We start from the raw sequence: 8,961 nt of genomic DNA on the forward strand, positions 1-8,961 counted from the left end.
GTGATCGTGATCCTGTTATCCGCAAAGCCCTGGCACTGGGTGGCGATGAGGCTTTCCGTGTAAATGCAGATAGTGCTGACAGTTATTACATTGCGTCCCAGATCGCRGCACATGCCCGGGACAAACAATACGATATTATTTTTACCGGTAAAGAAACCATCGATTATAACGGATCCGGCATAGGTGGCATGGTGGCTGAACTGCTGGAACTGCCCTATGTATCCATTGCAGCTAAATTCGATCTGAATGGTACCGTAGCTACGGTGAACAGGGAAATTGAGGGCGGTGAAGAAGTATGTGAAGTATCACTTCCGGTAGTAGTATCCTGCCAGAAAGGAATGGCAGAAGCCCGTATCCCTAATATGCGCGGCATCATGGCTGCGAGAACCAAACCATTGACTGTAGTAGAACCTGTTGCTGCAGATAGTCTTACTGCCATAGTAGGCTTTGAACTGCCACCGGCTAAAGCCGGCGTTAAGCTCATCAGTCCTGATAATGTGGAAGAACTGGTGAAGTTACTGCATGAAGAAGCAAAAGTGATCTAAGGGTAAACTATCTCTCAACTACTAATTAAATTATTCATGTCTATATTAATATTTGCCGATCAGGCACAGGGTAAAATCAAGAAAGCGGCGCTGGAAGCCATCCAATACGGCGCTAAAGTAGCGGAGCAACTGGGTACAACAGCAACAGCACTGGTGCTGGGCCCTGTTGATGCCAATGAGCTGGCTGTGCTGGGAAATTATGGTGCACAAAAGGTATTACACGCTGCAGATGCCCGCTTACATGAAGTAGAAAGTATTGTATACACGAAGATTATTGCAGAAGCGGCAGGCAAAGAGGGCAGCAAGGTGATCATCTTCCCTCATAATTTTGATGGTAAAGCAGTGGCGCCAAGAGTGGCCGCTAAGCTCAAAGCGGGTCTGGTATCGGGAGCTATCTCCTATCCGGATACCAGCAATGGCTTTGTGGTAAAGAAAAATGTGTTCTCCGGCAAGGCATTTGCCAACATCAATATTACATCTGATATCAAGGTAATTGCTATTATACCCAATACCTTCCCGGTAGCTCCGGGTACTGCATCTGCCACTGTAGAGGCTTTCACACCTGCTATCAGCGATGCGGACTTTAAAGTAAAGGTGGTAAAAACAGAAACCGTGAGTGGAGATATTCCGTTAACGGAAGCTGAAATCATTGTCAGCGGCGGCCGCGGACTGAAAGGACCTGAGAACTGGGGTATACTGGAAGATCTGGCGAAAGCCCTGGGTGCAGCAACAGCGAGCTCCCGTCCGGTTGCAGATGCAGGATGGCGTCCACACCATGAGCATGTGGGTCAGACCGGCTTAACCGTAAGGCCTAATCTGTACATCGCTATTGGCATTTCCGGCGCTATACAGCACCTGGCAGGTGTAAATGGTAGTAAGGTGATTGTAGTGATCAATAAGGATCCGGAAGCGCCTTTCTTTAAAGCAGCAGATTATGGTATTGTGGGTGATGCATTTGAAGTAGTGCCTGCGCTCACAAAAGCAGTGAAGAAATTTAAAGAAGGATAAGACCGTCAATTACGAATTAAGAATTACGAATTACGGGTTCGAACTTTAAGATCGTGTTGATCCCGTAATTCGTAATTCTTAATTCGTAATTTGTATATTAGACATTTATCATTATATCTTTTTTTTAGATAAGGAATATTTTTCTAACTTCACGGTCTTACAAACTATTCAGCGACAACGCAAGACAGATATGAGAAAAATAGAACTGGAAATAGTTGCTTTATCGCACAGCATTACGCAGACTCATTCATATGCCGTGGTACTGGGAGAAGTAAATGGATTACGCCGTTTACCTATTGTGATTGGTGGCTTTGAAGCGCAGGCGATTGCAGTGGCTCTTGAGAAAATGCAACCCAGCCGGCCTTTAACACATGACCTGATGAAGAACTTCATGAACGCCTTTAATGTAGAATTACAAGAGGTGGTCATCAGTAATTTACAGGAAGGCATTTTTTATTCCAAGCTTATCTGTTCCAATAACGATGAAACCATCGAGATAGATTCCCGTACATCTGATGCATTAGCCCTCGCTGTTCGTTTTGGCTGCCCTATTTACACCTTTGAGAATATTCTCAACAGTGCAGGTATCTTACTGGATGATCCTGCCGGTAAGAAGAGTAACAAACCGGTAACCCCTACCATTTCAGAGCATGAAAAAGGTGCAGAGGATGACCTGAAAGCGATGAATGTAGAGGAGTTAACAACACTGTTACAGGAAGTATTGGAACAGGAAGATTATATCCGTGCCATCGCCATACGCGATGAGATTAACAGCCGCAAAAGCAAATAATTTCTTTTCAGTAAAATCAATGCAGCCGGCAGTTGAAGACTGTAGCTGTTGTTTTGCTATGCAATGAATGTTACATGATTGTATTTCCCAATTGTAAAATAAACCTGGGCTTACATATTACCAATAAGCGCCCGGATGGTTTTCATGACCTGGAAACTGTTTTTTACCCCCTGCCTGTCTATGATGCGCTGGAAGCCATTACACACCGTGAGTTGCAATTTGAAAGCAGCGGTATTGCGGTACCTGGCAATGCAAACGATAATCTTTGTCTGAAAGCATTTCATTTGTTGCAGCAGGACTTTCCACAGGTACAACCTTTAAACATTCATCTGCATAAACATATACCGATAGGTGCCGGTTTGGGCGGTGGTTCTGCTGATGCAGCTTTCATGCTGCAATTAATCAATCAGAAATTTCAGCTGGGGCTAACGGAAGCGGCGCTGGTAGACTATGCGGCGCAACTGGGAAGTGATTGCCCGTTTTTTATTATCAACAAGCCCTGTTTTGGTACTGGTCGGGGTGAAATAATGACCCCTATTACGCTGGACCTTTCCGGATATTCATTCCTGTTAGTACATCCGGGTATTCATGTGAATACTGGCTGGGCTTTTAAACAGTTAACACCTAAAGCCCCTGCTTATGGCTTAAGTGACGTCATACAATTACCGGTGGCGGAGTGGAAAAACAGGATCACCAATGATTTTGAAGGTCCGGTGTTTGAAGCACATCCGGCGCTGGCAAAAATAAAGGGGCAATTATATGCAGCGGGAGCGGTATATGCCACGATGAGCGGGAGTGGCTCCGCTTTGTTGGGCATCTTTCCTAAAAACAAAATAGCTGACATCTTGTGGGATGTCAGCTATCGGGTATTTACTATCAGGTAAGTCTTACTTTACAGAAGCTACCAGTGTTTTGAAAGTTTCTGGTTCATTCATAGCCAGATCAGCCAGAACTTTTCTGTTCAGGTCGATGTTTTTACCAGCTAATTTGTTCATAAACACAGAATAGGTCAACCCTTCTGCTCTAACAGCAGCGTTGATACGGGCGATCCACAGCTGGCGGTAGTTTCTTTTCTTTAATTTACGACCAACATAGCTGTAAGTAAGTCCTTTCTCAAGAACGTTCTTCGCTACTGTGTAAACATTTTTTCTTTTACCGTAGAAGCCTTTGGCTTGCTTTAAGATCCTTTTTCTCCGGGCTCTTGAAGCTACGGCATTAACTGAACGAGGCATTTGCTTTGTTTTTTCTCAGGTTATAAAATTCGATTCTTTTGACAGATACTAGCGCATTCCGAGCATTCTCTTAACCAGGTTAAGATTTGCTTCGTGAACCAGCGTACTACCTCTTAAGCTACGTTTTCTTTTCGTAGATTTTTTAGTCAGTAAGTGGCTTTTGAAGGCCATGAACCGCTTAATCTGTCCGTTCCCACCAACCTTGAACGTTTTCTTGGCACGGGAATGTGTCTTTACTTTGGGCATCTTACATCAAATTTGGTCTGCAAAGGTAAGAAAATAATTCAATAAAGCACAGTCTTGTGCAAATAATTAAACGCCCATCCGGAATGTGGATAACTTATTAATATTTTTTTACCCCTCCACAAGCGATTGACTATCAATTTTCCGCTGACACTCTTTCCAACTTATCTCGTGCTTAATCATATTATAAATAATAACACTTTTTTTATTTCTCTATATTATTTATAATTTTAATCTTAATTTAATTATATATTTTAGCCATACCATGTATAAACACCTGACGCCTATGAAATCATTTTACACATTACCCAACATGGACCGGAAATCCCTCGCCGGTTATTTCTATCGATGTAAAGAGTTGAGGAACAATAGGACTGAGTAGAAAACCGACTACCAGACCTGATACTTTTTTTACTTAACTGCTTGCACCTATGAAACGACTATTAACCTTTTTATTCCTCCTACTGGTGGAAAGACAGCAAAGTCCCTGATTCAGTGGATTGGACCATTACAGGAGGGAGCTATAATATCCTATACGCCAGCCAGCGGAATCCTGATCTGAGCCCTAAATTGCTTGGTCAGAAGCCGGAGGCACCTAGTAACAAGAATGCGCTGACGATACAATTCCTTGATAAAGGACAATATACTATCAAGGCCGTCGGGTATGTCAATGGAGTCAAAACCACCGTTTCTAAAAGTATATATGTAAAGGATTGCTCGATGGCCACCTGCCTGGGTCAAAATACAGGCGTGGGAGATTTCCTGGAAAACTTTGGTACGTTTCCGACAGGTGCTGCTAATAGTGTCAGCAACTCCAGCGTGCCTCCAAGTCCTACCGGATACAACTATGTTACTTATACCAACGGTAGTGGCAGCAATCCTAACTTTGCGGATAATAGTTACACTGTTTTCTGGCACACGCAGATCCGATCAGAATGGGTGAAAGCTTACGATCACACACCGAATACAAACCCTGCCAGAGTAGGCGGCATGTTGCTCGCTAACTCAGCTGTTGAGAAAAAAACATTCTTTGTTAAAAAAGCTGTTCCGGTATGTCCAGGCTCTATGTATAATTTCAGTGCCTGGTTTATGAACGTCAATAGTAAGGAGGTATTTAACTCTACCTGTGCATCCGGTAACGCGGATGGATACCACTATGCAGGTGTTACCTTCCAGATCACAGATGATGCTACCGGAACAGTGCTTGCCAGATTTAAAACCTATGATGTATCCATGAACCTGGATGCACCCACCTGGCAGGAATATGGAGGCGCATTTAAAACACCGGCGAATGTAACTAACGTAACCCTGAGCATTCTAAATGACAAACTGGGGGATTGCGGTAATGACATCGCCATTGATGATATTAGTTTCAAATATTGTAGTCCTTATATCTATTCATTTATTGATGGACAAGCAAAGCCGCCTTTAAGGGCGGATTCGTTGTGTGAGGGAGCCCCTGTTACTATTAAAGCAGTATATAGCCCGCTGGATTATTTTACCAATCCTACTTACCAGTGGCAATTCACCAAAGATACACTCAACTGGCCCGCCGTTTCTGTTTTTCCAGCCGGCGTTACAGGCATTAACACAGATGTACTTACTTTTCCGGTAGGAACACTGAAAGGAGATCCCAATCAGATTGTGGATTATTATTTCCGGGTGAATATCCTGGAAAAGGATAACCCCAGCAACTGTGCTTCTCCATCTTTGTATACAAAAATTTCCGTACTGCCCAAACCGAAAGTAACTATTTCCTCAGGCAGGATATGTATAGGTGATTCCGTGATATTAACGGCCAATGGAGGATACAGCACCTATGAATGGCAAACGCTGCCCATTATCAAGGGCCCTAAGATGACTGCGTATCCTTTGGTCAATACCACCTTTGCTGCTATCGGTATTGCAGACTATGGATGGAATAGTGTCACAAAATCGCCCAGGCAATGTAGAGACACCGGTTATGCCAATGTGATTGTGGATCTGAAGCCGACTGTGGATATGACGGCTACACCTACCGATATCTGTCTGGGTAAAACAATCAATCTCACTCAAACCCACGCAGGCGCTCCGGCAGATAGTATCTCCTGGAGATGGCAATATAATGGTACCAATATCGGTAACCTGAGCGATGTATCGTTAAACCATACCCCCCCGGCCGTAGGTACGCAGCAATATACGATTGCACTGAATAATCATACCTGTAATGCCTACGATACGGTATCTGTCAATGTCAGATCCGTACCCAACGCAGATGCGGATACCATTTACAGACAATGTAATATACCGGACTTCACTATTAAGAGAAGTACACCTCCGGCAGATCAGCAGGGTACCTGGATGTTTGATGGCGCTCATAAACTGGAGGTGATCACCAATACCACTAACCCGCAAACCACCGTTACAGGCGTACAACCCGGAGATACCGTTCATCTCTTCTGGGTGATTACCAATAAAGCGCTGGCTGCCTGTACTGATACCAACAGAGTTACACTGATCAATACCAAACCGCTTACACCAAGCAATGCTGGTAGAGATTCCGTACAATGTGGTACCACTACTTTCCAGCTGAATGCTACCAAACCAGGCGTTGGCGAAAAAGGTAAATGGACATTAGGAGCAGGTACAACCGCTGCGGATGTTTCGTTGAATTACGACACAGCATACAATGCGATCGCTACTATTCTTGGTGCTACCCGTCCTAAGACAGTGCAACTCGTCTGGAGCATTTCCAACGGTGTATGTGCTGGTGCTACTTCCAGTATCATCAAGTTGACGGTTAAGAACCCTCCTACCGTTAAAGTAACTGCCGCACCGGTATGTAATACCGCCACCACATTTACAGTATCCTATAATAGTCAAACAGGAACTATCCTGAACTATGTATTGGATGTGAACCCCGCCGCATTAGCTACCAGAAAGATGCCGGGCTTTACAAAAATAACTGGTGTGTGGCCTGTTACAACTCCGACAGGTTCCTTTACGGTACCACTGCCTGCAGGAACGCCTGCCGGCAATTATGATTTTGTACTTTCTGCGAAAGAAGATTCATTGAATGGATGTAATACAACGGTCTACTTCTCATTATCTGTGGAAGAACCGTCTAAAGCTCCTGCAAGTGTAACTGCATCTGTAGATAGTATATGCGTAAGCGGTAGTACTACATTAACTGTTGTTGGCGGTTCGCTTGGAAAAGACTCTACTGGTAAAGCGGCCACCTGGAAATGGTATACCGGTGCATGCCCTGGCGATCCAGGCAGCAAACGTGTTTACCCTGCTTCTTCCAATGCAGACAGCTCTGTTGTTACCTTTAATAATGTTACCGCTACCACTACTTACTTTGTGATGGCACCAAGCACCGGCCCTTGTGCCAGTACTGCCTGTGCTTCTGTGACAGTAAAAGTATTTGCTCAACCGAATAAAGCAAATGCAAATGTGGATCAACGGGCATGTGAACGTGCTACTGACTTCCAGCTAAATGGTAACACAACAGGAGTACCTGGTGTTAATGGTTTGTGGACTACCTGGAATTCAAATGCAATTATCACCAACCCTACCCTGCCTAATGCTACTGTAAAAGTAAATATTGGTGATACCGCTACTTTGTTTTGGACAATTGCGAATGGTCCTTGTTTAACAACAACGGATACCATGTTTATTACCAACTTCAAAAAACCAGTAGCAGCGACTGCCGGTACAGATCAGAAACATTGTAATGATTCTATCTTCTACATGACGGCTAACAAGCCGACTGAATATGGTGCATATGGCGCATGGACTATTGTAGGTGGCAAACAATCCTGGATCACGATTGCTGATACTACTTTAAATACGACTAAGGTGACAGTACTCGCAGGACATACTGTGTCACTGGTATGGACCATCACCAATGGTACTTGTGCGGCCACTACTGATATGGTGGACCTGACTAACTATGAGATTCCTTCCATAGCAGTTGCTGGTGCAGATCAGAAACATTGTAATGATTCTATCTTCAATATGACGGCTAACATTCCAGCCGGATTGGGTGCACGCGGTGCATGGACTATTGTAGGTGGCAAGCAACCCTGGATCACTATTGCTGATACTACTTTAAATAACACCAAAGTGACCGTACTGGCAGGACATACCGTGTCGCTGGTATGGACCATCACCAACGGTACCTGCACGGCTACTACGGATATGGTGGATCTCACTAACTATGAGCTTCCTTCCATTGCGGCTGCCGGTGCGGACCAGAAACATTGTAATGATTCTATCTTCTACATGACGGCTAACAGTCCGGCGGGATTAGGTGCACGCGGTGCATGGACCATCGTAGGAGGTAAACAAYCCTGGATCACGATTGCTGACACTACTTTAAATACGACTAAGGTAACGGTGCTCGCAGGMCATACCGTGTCACTGGTATGGACYATCACCAATGGKACCTGTRCGGCYACTACKGATATGGTGGACCTGACYAACTATGAGATTCCTTCCAAAGCAGTTGCTGGTGCAGATCAGAAACATTGTAATGATTCTATCTTCTACATGACGGCTAACATTCCAGCCGGATTGGGTGCACGCGGTGCATGGACCATCGTAGGTGGCAAGCAACCCTGGATCACAATTGCTGATACTACTTTAAATACCACCAAGGTGACSGTGCTAGCAGGACATACCGTGTCACTGGTATGGACCATCACCAATGGTACCTGTGCGGCCACTACGGATATGGTGGAACTGACCAACTATGAGATTCCTTCCATAGCAGTTGCTGGTGCAGATCAGAARCATTGTAATGATTCTATCTTCAATATGACGGCTAACATTCCAGCCGGATTGGGTGCACGCGGTGCATGGACTATTGTAGGTGGCAAGCARCCCTGGATCACKATTGCTGATACTACWTTAAATACCACCAARGTGACCGTGCTGGCWGGACATACCGTGTCACTGGTATGGACCATCACCAATGGTACCTGTACGGCCACTACGGATATGGTGGAACTGACCAACTATGARRTTCCTTCYAWAGCAGTTGCWGGTGCAGATCAGAAACATTGTAATGATTCTATCTTCAACATGACGGCTAACATTCCAGCCGGATTGGGTGCACGCGGTGCATGGACCATCGTAGGTGGCAAGCAACCCTGGATCA

7 protein-coding genes are annotated in these 8,961 nt (G+C 44.8%); 5 read left to right on the forward strand and 2 right to left on the reverse strand.

All coding sequences use genetic code 11. The annotated features are described in order from the left end of the window. From AC1DP6_RS36195 to ispE, 4 genes are all read left to right on the forward strand, one after another. Positions 1–545, forward strand: a 545-nt coding sequence (locus AC1DP6_RS36195; protein ID WP_477059264.1) for an electron transfer flavoprotein subunit beta/FixA family protein, incomplete at its 5' end; no start/stop codon positions are given. Positions 546–581: 36 nt separating this feature from the next. Then, positions 582–1,553 (forward strand): electron transfer flavoprotein subunit alpha/FixB family protein, encoded by a 972-nt coding sequence (locus tag AC1DP6_RS36200; protein ID WP_477059265.1) that lies wholly within the window; start codon positions 582–584, stop codon positions 1,551–1,553. A gap of 190 nt (positions 1,554–1,743) precedes the next feature. Then, positions 1,744–2,343 (forward strand): bifunctional nuclease family protein, encoded by a 600-nt coding sequence (locus tag AC1DP6_RS36205; protein WP_441578415.1) that lies wholly within the window; start codon positions 1,744–1,746, stop codon positions 2,341–2,343. Positions 2,344–2,417: 74 nt separating this feature from the next. Next, positions 2,418–3,227, forward strand: coding sequence for a 4-(cytidine 5'-diphospho)-2-C-methyl-D-erythritol kinase (ispE, locus tag AC1DP6_RS36210; protein ID WP_477059266.1), 810 nt, complete (start codon positions 2,418–2,420; stop codon positions 3,225–3,227). Between the two features lie 3 nt (positions 3,228–3,230). Here ispE and rplT read toward each other — a convergent pair whose 3' ends face one another. Further along, a complete protein-coding gene (gene rplT / locus AC1DP6_RS36215; RefSeq protein WP_106531095.1) occupies positions 3,231–3,575 on the reverse strand; it encodes a 50S ribosomal protein L20 in 345 nt (114 codons plus the stop codon). A 48-nt stretch (positions 3,576–3,623) separates the two neighbouring features. After that, entirely contained in the window at positions 3,624–3,821 is a 198-nt protein-coding gene (gene rpmI / locus AC1DP6_RS36220) for a 50S ribosomal protein L35 (protein ID WP_079471802.1), read from the reverse strand. 492 nt (positions 3,822–4,313) lie between these two features. Between rpmI and AC1DP6_RS36225 the strand changes: the two genes are divergently transcribed. Further along, a partial coding sequence (locus AC1DP6_RS36225) for an immunoglobulin domain-containing protein (RefSeq protein WP_477059267.1) occupies positions 4,314–8,961 on the forward strand: 4,648 nt, incomplete at its 3' end.

The sequence above is a fragment of the Chitinophaga sp. 01L420 genome, from assembly GCF_056399985.1.